Annotated in this window: 13 protein-coding genes; 12 read left to right on the top strand and 1 reads right to left on the bottom strand. The window is 42.3% G+C overall.

Going from position 1 to position 18,467, the window contains the following annotated elements; all coding sequences use genetic code 11:
- Positions 1-153: 153 nt before the first annotated feature.
- From AB5Z12_RS03160 to AB5Z12_RS03140, 5 genes are all read left to right on the top strand, one after another.
- Entirely contained in the window at positions 154-2,778 is a 2,625-nt protein-coding gene (locus AB5Z12_RS03160; protein WP_243881911.1) for a glycoside hydrolase family 2 TIM barrel-domain containing protein, read from the top strand.
- 42 nt (positions 2,779-2,820) lie between these two features.
- Positions 2,821-3,861 (top strand): alpha/beta hydrolase, encoded by a 1,041-nt coding sequence (locus AB5Z12_RS03155; protein ID WP_173770770.1) that lies wholly within the window; start codon positions 2,821-2,823, stop codon positions 3,859-3,861.
- Positions 3,862-4,189: 328 nt separating this feature from the next.
- Positions 4,190-7,567 carry an EAL domain-containing protein gene (locus AB5Z12_RS03150; protein WP_368356885.1) on the top strand — a complete coding sequence of 1,126 codons (3,378 nt, stop codon included), beginning with the start codon at positions 4,190-4,192 and terminating at the stop codon, positions 7,565-7,567.
- Positions 7,568-7,855: 288 nt separating this feature from the next.
- Positions 7,856-8,164: a nucleotidyltransferase family protein gene (locus tag AB5Z12_RS03145; RefSeq protein ID WP_226814871.1), complete on the top strand. Its 309-nt coding sequence runs from the start codon at positions 7,856-7,858 to the stop codon at positions 8,162-8,164.
- Positions 8,136-8,540 (top strand): HI0074 family nucleotidyltransferase substrate-binding subunit, encoded by a 405-nt coding sequence (locus AB5Z12_RS03140; protein ID WP_118577587.1) that lies wholly within the window; start codon positions 8,136-8,138, stop codon positions 8,538-8,540. The genes AB5Z12_RS03145 and AB5Z12_RS03140 overlap by 29 nt, the downstream gene beginning before the upstream one ends.
- Here the strand turns inward: AB5Z12_RS03140 and AB5Z12_RS03135 are convergent.
- On the bottom strand, positions 8,506-8,727 hold the full coding sequence (locus AB5Z12_RS03135) for a DUF6783 domain-containing protein (RefSeq protein ID WP_319017793.1): 222 nt from the start codon (positions 8,725-8,727) through the stop codon (positions 8,506-8,508). The genes AB5Z12_RS03140 and AB5Z12_RS03135 overlap by 35 nt on opposite strands.
- Here AB5Z12_RS03135 and AB5Z12_RS03130 point away from each other — a divergent pair.
- From AB5Z12_RS03130 to AB5Z12_RS03100, 7 genes are all read left to right on the top strand, one after another.
- The gene (locus AB5Z12_RS03130) at positions 8,626-9,093 is read left to right on the top strand and encodes a DUF6783 domain-containing protein (protein WP_320054981.1); all 468 of its coding nucleotides are present in this window, start codon (positions 8,626-8,628) and stop codon (positions 9,091-9,093) included. The two genes, AB5Z12_RS03135 and AB5Z12_RS03130, sit on opposite strands and share 102 nt — an antisense overlap.
- Positions 9,045-9,362: a hypothetical protein gene (locus AB5Z12_RS03125; protein ID WP_227198701.1), complete on the top strand. Its 318-nt coding sequence runs from the start codon at positions 9,045-9,047 to the stop codon at positions 9,360-9,362. Before AB5Z12_RS03130 ends, AB5Z12_RS03125 begins: the two co-directional genes overlap by 49 nt.
- Positions 9,363-9,921: 559 nt before the next feature.
- Positions 9,922-11,223, top strand: a complete 1,302-nt coding sequence (locus tag AB5Z12_RS03120) for a hypothetical protein (protein WP_368356884.1) — start codon at positions 9,922-9,924, stop codon at positions 11,221-11,223.
- A 195-nt stretch (positions 11,224-11,418) separates the two neighbouring features.
- Entirely contained in the window at positions 11,419-13,914 is a 2,496-nt protein-coding gene (locus AB5Z12_RS03115; RefSeq protein WP_368356883.1) for a glycoside hydrolase family 2 TIM barrel-domain containing protein, read from the top strand.
- Positions 13,915-14,096: 182 nt separating this feature from the next.
- Positions 14,097-17,225 (top strand): glycoside hydrolase family 3 C-terminal domain-containing protein, encoded by a 3,129-nt coding sequence (locus AB5Z12_RS03110; RefSeq protein WP_368356882.1) that lies wholly within the window; start codon positions 14,097-14,099, stop codon positions 17,223-17,225.
- Between the two features lies 1 nt (position 17,226).
- Positions 17,227-17,649, top strand: a complete 423-nt coding sequence (locus tag AB5Z12_RS03105) for a hypothetical protein (RefSeq protein ID WP_173715761.1) — start codon at positions 17,227-17,229, stop codon at positions 17,647-17,649.
- Between the two features lie 107 nt (positions 17,650-17,756).
- Positions 17,757-18,467: a LytTR family DNA-binding domain-containing protein gene (locus tag AB5Z12_RS03100; protein ID WP_118577566.1), complete on the top strand. Its 711-nt coding sequence runs from the start codon at positions 17,757-17,759 to the stop codon at positions 18,465-18,467.

Here is an 18,467-nt window from a genome sequence, read left to right as displayed (position 1 = left end):
GTTAAAAAAAAGACTGTTCGCGTTAATCTTTCCACAAAGGGGGAAAAATACGGTAAACTATTGCTAGATTGAGAATGTAGAGTTATAGGCTAGAGAATGCTGAAAAAACAGTTGGTTTAAGGACAGAGATTTCAGAAAGGAGCAGTTTACTGTATGCAGAAAATTGATTTTAATAAGGATTGGATGTGCAGGTGTCTTACCCGAGATGAGGCTGCTTATCCGGTGACTTTGCCACATGATGCAATGCTGAGCGAGCCGCGTACTCAGGAGAGTACCGGCGAGGGGAATATTGGATGGTATATTGGTGGAGATTACGAATATACCAGAAATTTCTTTGTGCCAGAGACGTATAAAGATAAGAAAGTCCTCATTGAATTTGAGGGTATTTACCACAATGGTGAAGTTTACATAAATGGAAAAAAAGCGGCTTACCGTCCTTATGGTTATACCAATTTTTATGTGGATACAGAGGGCTTTTTTCAGTATGGAAAAGAGAATGAGATCAAAGTCATTGCGCGCAATGCAGACCAGCCAAACAGCCGCTGGTATCCGGGAACCGGTATTTACCGTCCGGCTTATCTGCATGTTGGGGAAGAGAAACATATTCCGGTAAACGGTGTGAAAATCCGTACTTTAAGCTATGATCCTGCGAGAATTGAGGTTGTTGTGAAAACTTCTGAGCCGGGAGAGGTCTCCCTGAAGATTGAGTTTGAGGGCTCTAAAGTACTTAGAGTAATTGGTGAAAGTACAAAAATAGGAAATGTAAACAATGACAAAATAATATCATCAGATAATAAAAACATGCAGCCAAATGAATCAGTACAGACTGGAAAAAATGGTCAGAAGAGTGAATTGGCGCAGGTGGAAGCGGAAAAAAATAATCAGGCAGCAGCATACCAGGCCATCTTTCAACTGGATGTTCCAAACGCAAAACTCTGGGATACAGAGCACCCGAATCTCTATACCTGTAAAGCAGTTTTCGGCGAAGACGAAGTAACCGAAACCTTCGGAATCCGTGAGCTGATCTGGAATCCGCAGGTAGGAATGACTATTAACGGAGAGCGTGTGATCCTTCGCGGAGCCTGCTTCCATCATGACAATGGTGTGCTTGGAGCATGTACTTATCCGGAAGCAGAAGAACGTAAAATGCGCATTTTTAAGGAGAATGGATACAATGCAGTCCGTTCCGCACACTATCCATGTTCCAAGGCTCTCCTGGATGCCTGTGACCGTGTGGGAATGCTGATGATGGATGAATATGTAGATGTGTGGTACATTCATAAGACTAAATATGATTATGCTGGACAGCTTACGGACTGGTGGAAACAGGATTTAAAAGACATGGTTGATAAGGATTACAACCATCCAAGTGTGATCATGTACTCCACCGGAAATGAGGTTGCAGAGACAGCCCAGAAGAAGGGAATTGCCCTCACCGGCGATATGACAAACTATCTTCACAGCCTGGACTCCACCCGTCCTGTTACCTGCGGAATCAATATTTTCTTCAACTTCTTAAGCTCCATAGGACTTGGCGTTTACAGTGATGATAAGGCAGAAAAGAGCGCTGGAAATGCAGAGAAAAATGCCGCTCAGGCAGCTGGAAAGAATGAGAAAAAGGTAGTTAAAAGTGGTGAAAAGACAGTAAATAAAGCCACAGAAAATGGAAAAAAAGGATTAGGCAGCACCAAGCCTGAAAAGAAGAAAAAGCCGGTAGGAAGTGAGTTCTATAATACTCTTGCCTGTCTGGTTGGAGACTACTTTATGAAGTGCGGTGCCACCCTTTATCCATGCGATTTAAGGACGAAGGATGCCTACGCAAATATGGATATCGCAGGATATAATTACGGCATTTTCCGCTACAAACATGACCTGAAAAAGTACCCGAACCGTCTGATTCTGGGAAGTGAAACCTTCTGTAAGGATGCGTATAGTTTCTGGGAAATTGCCAAAAAAAATAAACGGATTATCGGTGATTTTGTGTGGGCAGGATGGGATTATATTGGAGAAGTCGGGGATGGTGCAGCAGAGTATTCTGACTATAAATTTGAAGATCCAGCCACGAGAATGACAGGTGGAAACGGGCGAATTGACCTGAATGGAAAGCCGCGTGCAGAGGCTGCATATACCCGAGTTGCTTTTGAAAGAGAGACAGGTCCGTTTATTGCAGTTGATCCTGTTTACCAGAAGGAAAAGCTTCGTCTTACCGGCTGGCAGCTGACAAAGGCTCTGGAAAGCTGGGCATGGGATGGCTGTAACGGAGAACCGGCGAAGGTAGAAGTTTATGCAAGGGCTGCACAGGTTGAGCTGTTTATCAATGGCAAAAGTGCTGGTAAAAAGAAAGTGAAAAAATGCCGTGCAAACTTTAATATCACCTATCAGAATGGGGAGATAACGGCGGTTTCTTACGATGAAAACGGAAGAGAAATCAACCGTTATTCATTACATACAGCAGGAAAAGAAACGGTTCTTCAGGTGCGTCCAGAGGAGAAAACCGTGAAGCCGGAGGGCCTTGCATTTATTCAACTGCAATACACAGATAGCAAGGGAATCTGGAAACCAATGGAGAAACATAACATAAAAGTAACAGTAGAAAATGGTGTCCTGAAGGGACTCGGAAGCCCGGCTCCTTATGTAAAAGGGAATTATACTGACCATACTGTGGCGACTTATTATGGTGAGGCAATGGCAGTTGTACAGGCAGATGGAAACGGACCGGTGAAGGTTACCGTGGCAGATGAAGAACGGTTTTATGTGGTGGAAATTCCATGTGAATGAAGTGAAAGACTTATGATTTAAGGTGGAAAAGAGGTTGAAAAAATGAAGAAAAAAGGTTTTATCATAGGTGGAATCTGTCTTGCTGCTATAGTTGGCATTCTCAGTTACAATCATGAAGCAGTTCGTGTAGTTTTTCATAATGTATACTCTCCATCAGTGAAATTGGATGATTCTTCCAAATGGAATGGTGGAAAAGCTTATGAGAAGCTGCCATATTCTGAGGCTTCTGAAAATGATTATCTGGATCTGTATGTGCCGGACAGTGAAAAACCTATGCCGTTGATCATATTGGTACATGGGGGCGGCTTCGTATACAATGACAGCCAGTCCCGTCAGGCGCAACTGATGTACCGCTATTTCCGCGATCATGGATATGCATGTGCATCCGTTAACTATCGTCTTGCCCAGGAAGCAGCCTTTCCGGCAGGCGTGGAAGATGTGAAATCAGCGATCCGTTTTCTTCGTGCAAATGCAGAGAAATATGGATACGATCCGGAGCGTTTTGCAATCTGGGGAGAGTCAGCTGGGGGGTATTTATCAGTGATCTGTGGCGCTTCCAATGATGAGGAATTTAATCGTGTTCCATTTATCGGAGAAGATGAGAACCATCCTGTTTCCAGTGAAGTTCAGGTGATTCTGGACTATTACGGCTGTATGGAATTCGGAACTATGGAAGATGATTACAGGGAGCTGAGGATTCCCAAAATTGTCCGCTGGGCGGCCAGCCTGTGGCTTCAGGAGGCAATTAAAGATACCGGCTACGAGGATGTGGAATCTTATTGGATGCGCAAGGATGTAAAAACTCTTACTGAGGATGAGAAAAACAATTACAGTCCATTATATTATATTGAGAAAAATCTTACGAAGGAAAACAGCCCGGATATATTGATCTGGCATGGTGATGCGGATTTAGATGTTCCGTATCTGCAGTCTGAGAGACTGAAGGCGCTGCTTACGAGAACGGTTGGAGCAGATAAGGTGGAATTTAAGCTTTTTCATAATTATAAGCATGCGGCAGATCAGCTGTACAGTGATGAAAATCTGGGAATCCTGAAAGAATACCTGGATGAGAAATTTGCATAAGGAAAGTCGCATACACTAATATGAGCGTGATTACCGGAGAATCGGCAGACACATAAGCTGACAGAAACGAAGAAAATATCTGGCACAGGGCAGAATTGCCCCGTCAGATATTTTTTTTGCCCTCAAATAAAAAGGTTTTAACAAAATCTGTCAAAACCTTGAAAAAGCTAAATGGGTTTGATATGCTGTCTATGTATATCTTTTGATGAGTTGTAAGTCATTGTTTACAGGTAATATTCTGTGCGGGTAAATTTTGCACAGAATTGCAGCACAAGGTGATCATTGTGCACTTAGTGAACAGTGCTATTTTATATAGTAGGGAGAAACTATGAAAATAGAAAAGAAACTATGGATTACCATGTTCGCATTTGGAATATTTGCCATTTGTTTTTCAAGCTGGATCTTTAGTCGGAGTACGGTCAGGGAAAAACTGTTCTGGGATAATACAATCAAGTGCGAAACAAAAGAACTGACAGATGGAGAAATCAAATCAGAGAATATTGCTCTGCCTGAAGACTTTAATGTTCCCAAATCAATCATGTTTAAAACCACACACACCATTGCAGAAGTGTGGCTGGACGGAGAAAAAATATACGAATACGGAAATGAAAAGGATGCTCCCAGCTTTATGAAGTCACCGGGAAGCTGCTGGCACATTGTGGATATTCCGGAAGATAGCGCAGGCAAAAGTCTGGAGGTCAGAATTATTCCGGTATATGACGACTATTATGGAAATGAAGTCAGCATTGCATACGGAACACGAGGCGACTGCATTCTGAAAATCTTAACGGACAGCTTTGAAACCCTGATGCTCAGCTGCGGGATCCTGTTTGCAAGTATCATCTGCCTGGTTCTCTATTTGGGGGCAGTGCGAAGAAAAAGAAGAGACAAGACAGAAGCGAAGATAGAGATCTTTTTAAACCTTGGATTTTTCTCATTGCTGATCGCAATATGGACACTGGCACAATGTAGTTTTTTGCAGTTTTTGATTCCGGATGGAAGAACCCTGTACTTTGTGGAATATTTTTCATTCTTTCTTTTCCCGATACCATTTAATTTCCTGTTATATGATATCTGCAAAAGCAGATACCACAAAGGTGTATTGATTTTTTCCATTCTTTATCTTGTAAATATGGCAGTCGATGTTCTGCTTCAGTGTACAGGAGTTATTGATATATTCCGGCTGCTTCCCGCAACCCATGTTATCATGGCTGCCAATGCAGTTTACACAATTGCCCTTATTCTTTACGAGGCCAGAAAAGAAGGCAACGATGAAGCTAAGAAATTCCAGTATCCTATGTGCGCGATTATAGTATTCGGAATGGCGGAAATGTTCCTTTATTATTTAAGAAAATTCCAACAGACATCCATTATGCTTCCCATAGGAACTCTGCTGTTTATCATTATGCTGATCTGGATCCAGGTTTCCCAATATTACGATCAATACATCCAGAAACAAAAGGTGATCTATCTGCAGAAAATAGCCAACATGGATATGCTCACAGAGGCTATGAACCGAAACGCTTATGAGGACATGGTGAAATATCTGGAGGAAGGTGATATTAAACTGCGTACAACAGGTGTGGTTTTGTTCGATCTGGATAATCTGAAAGTGATCAATGACAATTTTGGACATGAAAAGGGAGACGAGGCGCTGAAGCTGTGTTATCAGTGTATCAGTCAGGCATTTCAGAACGTAAAGAACTGTTTTCGGATTGGCGGCGATGAGTTTGCGTATGTATATCATAGCGATGAGAAGGATATGATTCCGGAACGGCTGAAGGCGCTGGAGCTGATTTTGAAAAAAACAGCGGAAACGAACAAGCTGGAGTATCCATTCAGCATGTCAGCCGGATATGCTTATTATCAGCCTGATATAGACTTTGACTTTAAAGATATTGTAAGACGAAGTGATACCATGCTGTACCGTCAGAAGCGCAGGAAGAAGGTGGCACGGTCAGCAGGTCTGGACAATCTGCTCTCCCGTATGAGTAAGCAGCCGACAGAGGAGATCACAGATGAGGTGATCCTGCAGGAGAAAAAGTTTCAGAGCATGTCTGTGGATGAGCTTTGCAGTGTGATCGATCTTCTGAGCCCAACTACAGATAATTACCCATATGTGGTTGACTTTCGGTCAGATTTTTATTACATAGCAAATCAGGCGCTTGAACGTTTCTGTATTCCGAAAAATGGTTTTCATAATGTAATTTCGAAGCATAAGGAATTTGTATATGCACCGGATTATGAAAAACTGAAAGCGGAATTTGATGATCTTCTAGAAACAGACCGCTGCATCCATAGCATGGAATATCGCTGGCTGGATCTGAAAAAAAAGCCGATCTGGATTCATTGCAAAGGGTATCTGGTCCGTGACGATAACATGAAACCTCTTTACATGATTGGTTGTGTGAATGAAATTGGAGAGAGACAGAAGGCAGATAATGTAAGCGGACTATTGGGAGAGTCTGGTTTCCGGGAGTATATGAACCAGCTGGATACTCCTTTGGATACAGGATATCTGCTTCGTATAGGAATCGATCATTTTAAGGAAATCAATGATAACTTCGGACAGGAGTACGGTGACTTTGTACTTAAGAAAACGGCGGAGTGTATTTCCGGCTGCACATCAGAAGGACAAAAGGTGTACAAGCTTGTGGCAGATGAATTTCTGATCCTGGATGTTTCTTCTGCTGAGGTGAAGGATGCGGATAAGCTTTATGATAAAGTGAGAGAGGCAATAGACAGATTTATTGAAACCAATGAATTTAAAGTCATGTATACGGTTTCAGGAGGAATTGTGCCATTTGCGGCATTAAAAGGAAATCAGTACGCAGAAGCATTGAAGCTGACTGATTTTGCTTTGAATGAGGCGAAGAAGCTGGGAAGAAACCGTTGCTATATATTTAACGGGGAAACCTACAGAAAATTTCTTCGGAAAAGAGAGATCACCCAGGAACTGCGGGAAGCTGTGATCAATGGATTCCAGGGCTTTACAGCTTTTTACCAGCCTGTATTTGCTGAAAATAAAAAAGTGCCTTATGGAGCAGAAGCTTTAATGCGTTTTACCTCTGAAAAATTCGGAATGATTTCACCGGCAGAGTTTATTCCAATTCTGGAAGAAACAGGTCTTATTATTCCTGCTGGCCGCTGGATGATGAAAGAGGCTATGGAAAAATGCAGTGAGATCCGGAAGATACTTCCAGGGTTCCGGATGAGTATTAATATTTCCCAGGTACAGGCTTCCAAGTCTGATGTGCTCCAGGATATCAGTGCAGAAATGAAAAGGGCAGGGCTGCCGCGGGAAGCGGTGATCGTGGAATTGACAGAGAGCGATCTTCTGGAACAAAATATAAATGAGAAGCATTTTCTCACAGAACTGAAGCGAATGGGAATCAGTCTGGCGCTGGATGACTTTGGAACCGGATACTCGAACTTCCATTATCTCAGTGAGCTGAAACCAGAGATTATTAAGGTTGACCGCTCTTTCACTGCGAAAGCATTTGCAGATGAACAGGAATATTATCTTCTGAATCAGTTTTGTACCATGATTCATAATCTGGATATGCAGATTTGCATCGAAGGTGTAGAAATCGCCCAGGAATGGCTCAAAATCCGAAAGCTGTGCCCGGAATTTACCCAGGGATATTTCTGGGGAAAGCCTTGCGGGTATGAAGAGTTTGTGAGAAAATTTGTACAAGAGAAATAAGAGAAATTCGGTACAAAGTGTATAAAAATACTTTGTGCCGGATTCTTTTTTTATGTGTGCATAAAATAATCTGCTACAGCACATAAAATTAAAAAAATGTAAAATACAAACGTTTTTTAAATACATTTTAAAAACTTGAAAAAATATCAGTGATAGCAGTCAGGAAATGAGTGAGAAAATGGAAAAAAATGATAAGGATAATTTGATACTGGATATTGATGGAAATAAATTAGATAGATTTTGCAAATTGACGTTGCGTGGGATTTAACCTATAATGAAATTAGTTTTATGAGTGAAATGGGGGAAACTATGCGCGTTGATGAGGTCATGACAGAAATTATACAACGGTGCAGATTGTATGGAGCACAGAAGATAATTCTGTATGGATCCCGGGCAAAGGGAACTGCGACAGAGCGGAGCGATATTGACATTGCAGTGTCTGGAGTCGCTTCACACGAAATTCTTGATTTGCAGGAGAATTTAGAAGAGATTCCAACATTGTACACAATTGATCTGGTTGATCTTGATACTTGTCAGAATCAGCTGTTGTTGGAGGATATAAAACAATATGGACGAGAAATTTATAAGAAGATTTGAGTCGTTTAGAAATTCACTGGACTCTCTGGCGGAGGCGAAACAGCGTGATTTGTCAGATTCTTTTGTACTTAGTGGAACCAGTGCTAAATTCAGTATTACATTTGACTTGGCGTGGAAGGTTATGAAAGATATTCTGGTACAGTATTATGCAATAACTGGATTTGTCACTGGCTCACCAAGAGAAGTTCTCAGAGAATCATTTCAGGCGAATCTGATTACTGGTGATGAGTGGATGGATATGCTGAAAGTAAGAAATCAGCTTGCACACGACTATGATGGAGTGATTGTGAAAGAACATTGCGGGACAATTGTTCATGTGTATATTGATAAATTATATGATTTCAAAAAGGCTGTTGAAAAATTGCTGAAAGAATAATACATCGACCGGGGCATGCCCGGTCGGTTGTTTTTAGGGAGTTTGGGTTATGGCTAGAGCGTGTTTGGAAAAGGCTTTCTGCAAGATGTGCGTCACAATTTGTGGGAGATTTTGTCCGGATGAGGGCGTCGTAGCGGGCTACGACAACCGAATTCGGGCAAAATCTCCCGCAAAGTGGGGCGTACAGATTGCGGGAATGCTTTTTCAAACACGCTCTAGGGTGTATTTTGTGAGGGAAGAGATTAGTATAGAGGTTCCGGTGGGAATCAGCGTGCTGGAGGCAGAGATTCGGGCGGGGCTTGCGCCGGATGCGCCTTGTGGGGGGCAGGGAACCTGCGGGAAATGTCTGGTGAAGGTAGATGGAAAGCCGGTGCTGGCGTGTCAGACGAAAGTGGAAAAGGACTGTCAGGTGGAGATTCCTGGGAAGAAAAAAAGAGGTAAAATTTTGAGCGAAGGATTTTTCAGAAAGGTGAATTTCCAGCCAGAATTGCAGGTGAAAACAGTGTGGCTGGAGAAGCCGGAGACTGGGGAAAAAAGTCAGAGTGGCAAGTAGCCTATACAGATGAAGAAATCCTTGATTTAAGACCAATTGTTGGCGTCCATGAAGATTCTGTCCATGGAGTGAATAGTAGTGTTGAAAAAGGTGATTGTATTTTTACTGCGGCAATCGACCTTGGAACGACTACAATTGTGGGGTATCTTCTGGATGGTAGAACTGGGGAAAACTTGGCAGTAGAAAGTAGAATGAATCCCCAGATGCAGTATGGCGGAGACGTAATTCAAAGAGCCAATTATGCGCTGGAACATGGCACGAAACGCTGAGCAAGTGCGTGCAGAAGACAATAAATAAAATACTGGAAAGTCTTATTGTAAAAACTCAAAAAGCCCCAAAATAGCAAGTGGAAGGAAAAAAGTGAATGATCAAACTGTCAATGGCAAGACGAAAAAAGCTGAATGGATGCCAGGAGTGGAAGATATCTATTAGGTAAGTCTTGTTGGAAACACCTATTGTACTTACCTGTATTCCGGTTGTGATCGTGTATATGATTGGACAGAAATATATTGTGGGCGGCATGACCTCCGGTGCGGTGAAAGAGTGATCTGGGGCGCGCAGCGAGGCTGCAAATTATAATTGAAATTCCTTCTAAACCGGGAATGGTTCTTTGATGTTAGGATTTGAAGAGCTGTTTCCGGTATTTTTTTGCCTAAAAGGTGACGACATTTGCCAGAATGCTGAAAAATAAAAAGAAATCTGTTATTTTTATCTGTGAAGAATTTTATTGTATGCAGTCTGCGGTTTCTGAGCTGCAAATTGCGGATTTTTTAGGAAATGCTCAATGAAATATGGTAAAGTATCTGGAGAAAATGTAGGAGTGGGAAAATGATGAAACAGAAAATTGAGAAGACAGCAGATGAAAAAATGTGGAACCGGATCAGCCAGATTCCCGTAGTTATTCTGGTGCTACTTTCCGGAATTGATATTGTCCGGTTTGCAATTTTGGGAGATAAGACAGCATTTATTACATTCAGTATGATCGCGGTGGTTTTTATGCTGGTGGCGTATATGGCATGGAAAAGCAAAATGCCTTTTCTGTATCTGGTGATTGCAGCGGCAGCTTTTGTTTTGTATTTTAATACTAATTTTTCTACCAGCACTTATTACTTTAACTGGTTGTTTCTGGTAGAGAGTATTATTGCGGCGCTGGGAGGAATCCTGGGAATCGCAGTAATGATCGGGAAAAAAATCCCTGTGGGGCGTGTGGCAGTTTTGCCGCTTTTGGCAGCTGTTTTAATTCTGGCAGGTTTCCTAGGATTTTGGAAAGTAAGGTATGAGGCAGGGCATGAGGCGCAGGGACAGGCCCGGGATGAGCTGTGGGCAGTTCCGGCGAAATATGATGCGGAAGAATCAGAACAGGCGGGAACTGTGGAAGAAGTAGTGTACGATACCAAGGCATATGCTACTGATGAGCGGGACGTGAAAAAGACAGCTTATGTATATCTGCCTTATGGCTACAGCGAGGAGAAAGAGTACAATATTCTGTATCTGATGCATGGAACAGGTGATGATGAAAAATACTGGCTGAAAACAAATCCGTATAACAAAACTATGCTGGATAATATGATTGCAGATGGAGATATTGAGCCTTTGATTGTGGTGACACCGACTTTTTATGTGGAAGATGACTGTGCAGATGATCTGGATCAGCTGACCTATTCTTTTGCAAAGGAGCTGCGAAATGATCTGATGCCTGAGATTGAATCCGTTTATTCTACATATGCAAAATCGGCAGATGATGAGGGATTCGCAGAGAGCCGGGATCACAGAGCATTTGCCGGTTTGTCAAGAGGGGCGGTAACGATGTATCATTCTGCGTTGTGTCAGAGTCTGGATTATTTTTCATGGTTCGGGGCATTCAGCGGAAGCAGGACAGACAGGACTGCATTTGAAGATACCATTCAGACAGGCGATTTTGCAGAACTGCCAATTCATTATCTGTATGTGGCAAGCGGCAACTTTGATTTTGCCCTGCCGGGACAGGTACAGGATTACCAGGCACTGCTGGATATAGAACCCAGATTGCGGTCTGGTGTAAATACCTGTTTTGATGTATTTCCAATGCGGTATCATTCTATGGGAAACTGGCATCTGGCGTTGTATAATTTTTTACAGAAGATTTTTTAGCGGGAAACACGTTGCTGTGAATTGGGAGAACAGCAATCCGCTTTTTTCACAGTTTACGTGTGTTTTCGGGCAGGTTGCGATTAAAATATGGCAGCCTGCTTTTTATTTGGTAAAATACGGGTAGAAAATAGCGACTGAGATATAGTTGGGAATTTTAAATTAAACGAAAATTATAGAAAATTTCAGGAGGAAATCATGAAGCAGTCATTTAACGAAAACTGGGTATGCTACAGAACCGGAGAGAAAGAAAAGGCATTTGCAGTGACTCTTCCGCATGATGCCATGCAGCTGGATGAGAGAAGCGAGACAAGTGCCGGCGGTGTGAATATAGGATGGTATGAGGCGCAGGATTACACTTACGAGAAAACATTTATCCTTCCAGAGAAAGCGAAGGACGAGAAAGTGATCCTGGAATTTGAGGGCGTTTACCGTAAGGCAACTGTATATCTCAACGGCGAAAAAGTGGCTTATCATTCTTATGGATATATCGGATTCTATGTAGATGCCACCAAGTATGTAAAATTCGGGGAAGAGAATGTGATCCGCGTGGAAGTGATCAACCACGATCAGCCAAACAGCCGCTGGTATTCCGGTACCGGAATTTACCGTCCGGTGTGGCTGTATACAGTGCCGAAAAACCATCTGAGATTTGACAGTGTGAAGATCACTACACTGGATTATAAGGAGCCGAAGATCCGCGTGGAGGCATGGCCGAATGCTGCCGGCGAGGTGAAAGTGGAGATTCTGGAGAAACAGATTGTTACCAGAAAAGCTGTGGCTGGCGAAAGTGCAGGCCAGACAGACGAGACCATAGAGCCGTGTATTGACGAAAATGCAGTACAACCAACTGTTCAAAATTCTGACAAAGCATCAGATAAGATCATCGCCTTGGAAATTCTCCAGGCAGATGGTAAATTTTCCAGAGAAATTGCTCTTCCGGGAGCAAACCTTTGGAGCCCGGAAGCACCGAATCTTTACACCTGCCGCGTAACCTTCGGCGAGGATATTCAGGAAGAAACCTTTGGAATCCGTGTAGTAAGCTGTACTCCGGAAGAGGGCTTCTGTATCAACGGAAAACGTGTCCTGTTAAAAGGTGGCTGTATCCATCACGATAGCGGTCTTCTTGGTGCATGTGCGTATGAATTTGCAGAACGCCGTAAAATCCGCATTCTTCTGGACGCTGGCTATAATGCAATCCGTTCTGCACATAACCCATGCTCCAAAGCACTTCTTCGTGCCTGTGACGAAATGGGAATGCTTGTAATGGACGAATATATTGATGGCTGGTATATCCATAAAACAAAGTATGACTATGCAGATGAGATTCTGGAAAACTACAGAAAAGACTTAAAAGATATGGTGGATAAGGACTATAATCATCCATCTGTGATCATGTATTCTACAGGAAATGAAGTGTCTGAGACTGCGCAGAAAAAGGGAATTTCCCTTACAAAATCCCTTACAGACAGACTTCATGAGCTGGATTCCACCCGTCCTGTAAGCTGCGGAATCAATATCTTTTTTAACTTCTTAAGCTCTATGGGATTTGGTGTTTACAGCGATAAAAAAGCAGACGAAGCTACTGAGAATGCCAAGAAGAAAAAGGCTGTGGGAAGTGAATTTTATAACACGGTAGCCGGAATTTTTGGTGCCGGATTTATGAAAACAGGAGCAACTCTTTATCCATGTGATGTGAAAACAAGAGATGCATATGCCAATATGGATGTTGCAGGATATAACTATGGAATCAAGCGTTACCATCATGATTTAAAGAAGTATCCCAAGCGAATTATTCTTGGAAGTGAAACCTTCTGTGCAGATGCGTACAGATTTATGCAGGAAGCAAAACGTGATAAGCGTATCATTGGTGATTTCGTCTGGGCTGCTCAGGATTATCTGGGTGAGGTTGGAATCGGCGCATGGGAATATAAGGATTATGCACCTCGTTTTGATGGCGGCTGTGGCTGGGTAAGTGCCGGATCAGGCCGGATTGATCTCACAGGAAAGCCTCTTGGCGAGATGGCATATACCAGAGTTGCCTTTGAACTGGAGGATCTGGCAATTGCAGTTATGCCGGTTGATCACACAAAGGATGCCCATTCCCCATCTGCATGGAAAATGACCAATGCCATGGAAAGCTGGTCCTGGGAGGGCTGTGACGGGAATGCTGCAAAAGTAGAAGTTTACACCCGTGCAGATCATGTGAAGCTGTATATAAACGGTAAGTGTGTAGGCACTAAGAAGCCGAAAAATGACTGCAAGGTATTCTTTGATACAACCTATCAGAATGGAGAAATCAAGGCTGTTGCCTATGATGCAAATGACAATATAATTGCAGAAAGGACACTGACAACAGCTGGAAAAGAGACGATTCTTGTAGCAGAACCAGAGCTTACCCGCGTGAATGCAGACACCGATCTTTGCTATGTGAGAATGCGCTATACAGACGAAAATGGTCAGACAAAACCGCTGGTAAGAGGTCGAATCCAGCTTACAGTAGAAGGTGGCGAGCTTCTGGCATTTGGAAGCGCTTGCCCATATTATCCGGAAAGCTACCAGAGCAATGAGACAGATACTTATTATGGAGAAGCGCTGGCGATTATCCGTCCACAGGCTGGAGCTGGTAAAGTAGTTGTGAAAGCTGAATCTGAGCTTGGAAATGCAGAGAAAGAGATTGAAATATTAGATTGATTTAAAGTTCATATGCTTACCAGTTTTGCCAGAAACGGTTCCAAATTTGCCGAATTTTTCACAAATCCCATTCCTTTTGCTATAGTAAATCCAGCGGTTCAAACAGAACTGAAAGGACAGAGTAACTATCTGAAAAGTATGTGTTTATCTGTCAAAGGAAATTTATTAGGAGGAAAGGAAATATGAAAAAGCATACCGGGAAAATCTGGCGTGGTTTGGCAACAACTACAGCCTCACTTCTCACAATCACACTGGGCGGAAGCTCAATTGCAAATGCAAGAGTGGATTTCATTAATGCGACACTTGGAACCTCAAGCTACAAAATCGAGCAGGGAGATTCTGACTCTGATGGCATTTATTATGAATCTGAATTTGATAATGTAGAGGAGCTGGTAAAGGCTAAAGAACAGCTGGCTGCTGAAATTTCTTCAGAAGGTTCCGTTTTATTCAAAAATACAGATCAGACCCTTCCACTTGACAAATCCAAAGAAGCTGTTACCCTCTGGGGCTTAAACAGCCATCTTCCGGGAACCGGCGGATTAATTGGTTCCTCTGTTGTGGCTGATTCAGAGAATGGTCAGATCGCTTATGGTATTGAAGAAGCTATGGATGAAAGAGGCTTCACAGTAAATGAAACCATGAAAGGCTTTTATGCAAGTGAAACCTGCGCACCATATTACAGAAAAGCTTCTTTCTTTGGAAATGAAGTTCCGGGCCATAGCCTTGTACCTGCTTTTTCCGCTTCTTATAATGAAGCAGATACATATACAGTAGGTGAGGCACCTGCTGAACTTTACACAGATGATATTCTGGAATCTGCTAAGGATACAACAGCAATTGTTGTTCTTTCCAGAGACAGTTCAGAGGCGTCTGACTACAGCACAAATATGAAGGATCCTAATGGGGACAGCTTCGACACCCCGATGTCTATCTCAGCTTACGAAAAAGAGATGATCCAGCTTGCAAAGGAAAATAGCAATGGCAAGGTGATCGTTTTGATCAACTCTGACGTTCCTATGGAAATCCAGGAACTGAAGGATGATCCGGAGATTGGAGCAATTCTTTGGACTGGACTTCCGGGAATGAATGGATTCCTTGGAGTATGTGATGTACTTTCTGGCGATGTGAATCCATCCGGTCATATTTCTGATACTTATGCCACAAGTTCTGTTTCTGCTCCGGCAATGACCAACTTTGGTCTTTATACTTATACTAATGCTTCCAATGCAGAATCTGGTGCAGAACTTACAGAAGCAGACAAGGGTGACTGGTATGTAGTAGAAACAGAAGGTATCTATATTGGTTATAAATATTATGAAACCCGTTACGAGGATACTGTTCTGGATCAGGGAAATGCAGCCACCACAGAAGGCTCTTCTACTGGCAAAGCATGGAACTATGTAGATGAAGTAACTTATCCGTTTGGATATGGTTTATCTTATACAACCTTTACTCAGGAGCTGGAAAGTGTAGATGTAATATCTGGGGAAAAGGGACTTGCAAAAGTGAAGGTAACCAATACCGGTGACGTTGCCGGAAAAGATGTTGTCCAGCTTTATGTACAGACACCATATATAGAGGGCGGACTGGAGAAAGCTTCTATTCAGCTTCTTGATTTTGGAAAAACAGAGGTTCTTGAGCCTGGCGAATCACAGACTCTGGAAATTGAGTTCGCTCCGGAATATATGGCAAGCTATGATGAAAAAGCTGTAAAAGAAGATGGAACAGAGGGCGCATGGGTGCTGGATTCCGGTGATTATTATTTCACAATCGGAAACGGTGCGCATGAAGCATTAAACAATGTCTTGGCGGTAAAAACAGATTCCACAGACGATCTGATCACAATTACAGACGATGAAACAATTGAGCCGGAAAATGTAGTGACAGTTTCTCTTGGTGAAGATAAAGAGACTTATTCTGAAAACGTAGAGAATGCATTCCAGGATTGCGATATTAACAATCTGATCCCGGATACTGCTGAATACACTACACGTTCTGACTGGAGCAAGGGTTGGAAAGAAGTGGAAAGCATTACTCCAATAGAGGAAATGATGAAAGGTCTTACAAACTCCACTTATGAACTTACTGAGAATAGTGACGAAGAAGTTGTCTGGGGAGCTGACAACGGATTAAGCACCGTTGATTTCCTCCAGTTTAATGAGGATGGAACTTTCGCAGGTGCACTTCCTCTGTCTGATGAAAAATGGGATCAGCTTATGGATCAGCTGACTTTGGAAGAGGCTGCCAACTTTATTGAGAAAGCAGGAGATAAAAACTTTGAGAAGCTGGATTCTATTTTCCTGCCAGAAGCAATCTGGTATGACGGACCGATCGGTTACAGCTACGACCAGATTGCAGGATATGCAACCCGCTGGAATGAATCCAACTCTTCCGAGCCGACTTATGTTTCTTCAGACAACGAATATGCTTCCTACTCTATGAGCTCCATGCCTACAGAACCTGTAGTTGCAGCAACATTCAATAAAGAACTTGTAGAGAGAGAAGGAGAGCTCTTTGGTGAAGATGGATTGTGGTCCAATGCCAACTCCATTGCAGCACCTGGTCTTAACATTCACCGTGCACCTTACTGCTCCAGAAATCATGAATATTATTCAGAAGATGCCATGCTTACCAACCTGTTGGGACAGGCTGTCTGCAAAGGCGGAAAATCCAAAGGTCTTATGATGATGCCGAAACACTATATCATGAATCATCAGGAGTTAAACCGTTCCGGTGTTTCCACATTCTTCACAGAGCAGGCTGCAAGGGAAAATGAACTCCGTGCATTCCAGGGAGCTATGGAAAATAACTATGCGCAGGGAATCATGACAGGCTTCAACCGTCTTGGAACTGTATATTCAGGAGCTTCCGAAGCTTCACAGGTGCAGGTTGCACGTAACGAGTGGGGCTTTGAAGGCTGGATCGTAACAGATATGATCAACGGTGCTGATTACATGAACTGGAGAGATATTGTATTTGGCGGCGGTGGCGGATGTCTTACAACTTCCGCATATGAAAGCGCTAATATTGGTTCCATGACTTCAACCGAGAACCTGAAGCTGATTGCAAAGGACTCTGCTTTCCAGAAAAAGATGAAAGAAACAATTAAATATTTCGTATATAATACAGTTGCAAGTAATGATATGAATACAATTACAACCTCCACTAAATATATTCACGTTCTTACATGGTGGCAGATTGCCTTTATGGCAGCAGAGGTGGTATTTGGACTTCTGACACTTTTGTTTGCAGTTATGTACCTTCGAAATTCACTTCGCAAAAAGACAGTTTACGTGAAGGAGGACAAGTAATATGGGATATCTGAAAAATAAAACATTTGGTTTTTACTTAAGCTTTGTGGCTGCAATCCTTGCGCTGATCGGCTTTGTAATGTACCGCCAGTCAGGACATACAGAATCTTATATTGAGGTTCTGCTGCTTGTAACAGTGGTTCTGCAGATTCTTGCGATGATCGTTTTGAAGGTGGCACCTGATTTTAAGTGGACAAGCCTTCTGCTTACTGCAAATGCAATTCTGACTGCAGCAGCACTTGTTAACAGTTTTTATACACAAGTTGATTTTATTGGATATGTGGTATCAGGACTTTATGAGTTTGCAACCATAAAAAAATTCATAATTTCAGCCGTACTTATGGCACTTTCCATGATTGCATATATTGTTTCCTCTTATTCTGGATTTCAGAAATGCACTTGTAAGGATGAGACAAAAGCTTGATTTATCTGCTGTAAAATATGGCACAAATTAATATTTACATGGTATAATGAAAAAGCCGGAATGCCCAAAAGGACTCCGGCTTTTTCATTATACCATGGAGGATAACTATGATTACCATTGCTATTGTGGAAGATGATAAGAAAAGTGCAAAAATTCTTCAAGACTATATATTACGCTATTCAGAAGAAAAACAGGAACCGTTAGCTGTAGAATGCTTTGAAAACGGATTAAATTTTATCAGCGATTATAAAGCCAGCTGCGACATTGCTCTTATGGATATTGAAATGCCTCATATGAATGGTCTTGACACCGCCAGAAAACTGCGGGAATTTGATAGCCAGATTCCTCTTATTTTTATTACCAATATGGCGCAATATGCCATTAACGGATATGAAGTGCAGGCTCTTGATTTTATGGTAAAGCCTATTGAATATTTCAACTTTTCGCTGAAACTGGACAAAGCGATCCGAATCTGTAAAAAGCTTCATGGTTATCAGATATATGTTCCTTCTGAACAGGGAACTGTTAAAATTGATATTGCAGATCTGATTTATATTGAAAGTGCAAAGCATTATCTTTATCTTCATACTTCGAAAGAGACCTTTCGCCTGCGAAGCACAATGGGAGATTTTATAGCACAGCTTCCGACAGGTCGCTTCTCCTGTTGCAGCAAATCCTTTTGTGTAAATCTGGAATGGATTTCCCGCTATCAGGGAAACAGCGTGTTTGTAAATGGAAAGGAATTATCGATTTCCCGTTCTTATAAAAAAACTTTTATAGATCAAATGACAATGTACATTAACCGGGGAGGAAACTGA

Source organism: Ruminococcus sp. RTP21358st1_G6_RTP21358_211008, from assembly GCF_040908885.1.
Lineage (GTDB): Bacteria > Bacillota > Clostridia > Lachnospirales > Lachnospiraceae > Blautia_A > Blautia_A faecis.
The sequence above is the reverse complement of the archived record's forward strand: the minus strand, read 5'-3'. Positions and strand labels throughout refer to the sequence as shown.

What these genes read in the sequence shown, in the direction of transcription:
- AB5Z12_RS03160 (WP_243881911.1), top strand. Translation starts at nt 154, where the DNA reads ATGCAGAAAATTGATTTTAATAAGGATTGGATGTGCAGGTGTCTTACC.
- AB5Z12_RS03155 (WP_173770770.1), top strand. Translation starts at nt 2,821, where the DNA reads ATGAAGAAAAAAGGTTTTATCATAGGTGGAATCTGTCTTGCTGCTATA.
- AB5Z12_RS03150 (WP_368356885.1), top strand. Translation starts at nt 4,190, where the DNA reads ATGAAAATAGAAAAGAAACTATGGATTACCATGTTCGCATTTGGAATA.
- AB5Z12_RS03145 (WP_226814871.1), top strand. Translation starts at nt 7,856, where the DNA reads ATGAGTGAAATGGGGGAAACTATGCGCGTTGATGAGGTCATGACAGAA.
- AB5Z12_RS03140 (WP_118577587.1), top strand. Translation starts at nt 8,136, where the DNA reads ATGGACGAGAAATTTATAAGAAGATTTGAGTCGTTTAGAAATTCACTG.
- AB5Z12_RS03130 (WP_320054981.1), top strand. Translation starts at nt 8,626, where the DNA reads ATGTGCGTCACAATTTGTGGGAGATTTTGTCCGGATGAGGGCGTCGTA.
- AB5Z12_RS03120 (WP_368356884.1), top strand. Translation starts at nt 9,922, where the DNA reads ATGATGAAACAGAAAATTGAGAAGACAGCAGATGAAAAAATGTGGAAC.
- AB5Z12_RS03115 (WP_368356883.1), top strand. Translation starts at nt 11,419, where the DNA reads ATGAAGCAGTCATTTAACGAAAACTGGGTATGCTACAGAACCGGAGAG.
- AB5Z12_RS03110 (WP_368356882.1), top strand. Translation starts at nt 14,097, where the DNA reads ATGAAAAAGCATACCGGGAAAATCTGGCGTGGTTTGGCAACAACTACA.
- AB5Z12_RS03105 (WP_173715761.1), top strand. Translation starts at nt 17,227, where the DNA reads ATGGGATATCTGAAAAATAAAACATTTGGTTTTTACTTAAGCTTTGTG.
- AB5Z12_RS03100 (WP_118577566.1), top strand. Translation starts at nt 17,757, where the DNA reads ATGATTACCATTGCTATTGTGGAAGATGATAAGAAAAGTGCAAAAATT.